Raw genomic sequence first — 1,078 nt, forward strand, 5'->3', positions numbered from 1 at the left:
CCACTATACTATACATAACATATGTTGTTAACTGATTTAAAAATTAGAGCATCAAAATTCAAAAAAGGAATACAGTTTCTGTTTCTTTCGGCTATAGCGATCATTTATACAAACGTTGTTTATGCACAAAAACAGCCTTTAATTCCTTACGTTCAACCATTTTCGGGTACTTCTGCAAGCACCACATTGGCCAGCCAGCATATTGAAAATAAAACCGAACGCCTGGCCAATACCATTCCAGCTGTAGCACCGCCTTTTAGTATGACGCAATGGACGCCCCAGACCCAGCTCACAGAAAAAAAATGCCTGGCACCTTATTATTACAACAACAAAAAGTTTTACGGCTTTAGGGCAAGCCATTGGATCAGTGGTTCTTGTACCCAAGATTACGGAAGCTTCACCATTATGCCCATTTCAGGCCAGCTTAAAACCAATGCAGCTCAATATGCAGAAAATTATGCCCACGAAAACGAAGTTTCTACCCCCTCCTATTACAAATTAAAATTACCTCAACATCAACTGTTAACAGAAATTACAGCCAGCCTTAGAAGCGGTGTAATGCGGATCACCGCACTAAAAACAGATAGCGTTTATATTTTAGTCACGCCCAATAGCGATCAGAACAAAGGTTTTATTCAGGTTGATGCAGAAAAAGGTGAAATTTCCGGATATAATCCTGTTCACCGGATTTATCAGGGATGGGGAGAACCTGCAGGCTTTAGTGGTTATTTTTACATCCGGTTCAAAAAAAACTTTACCTCAGCAGGGGTTTATAGCGAAGGCCATATTTTCAATCAGCAAAACATCAGCAATAAAAAGGATATTGGTGCTTATGCAGGCTTTAAACTGCAAAAAGGAGAACAGTTAGTGATTTATTCCGGCACCTCTTTTACAAGTATCGCAGCTGCCAAGGCCAACTTGGAAAGTGAGATCAAAAATGATAATTTTGATACTGTTTTAGCACATACCAATCAGGCTTGGGAAAAATCCCTATCACAGGTACGTATTTCAGACACAAATGAAAAAGGGAAAAAAATCTTTTACACGGCCCTCTATCATGCCATGCAACATCCCAGGC

General features: G+C 39.8%; 1 protein-coding gene. It reads left to right on the forward strand.

Annotated elements, in window-relative coordinates; genetic code table 11:
- Positions 1-21: 21 nt before the first annotated feature.
- Positions 22-1,078: glycoside hydrolase domain-containing protein (locus AC1DND_RS28395; RefSeq protein WP_477586259.1), on the forward strand; the 1,057-nt coding region annotated here is incomplete at its 3' end.

The sequence above is a fragment of the Pedobacter sp. 01N416 genome, from assembly GCF_056399685.1.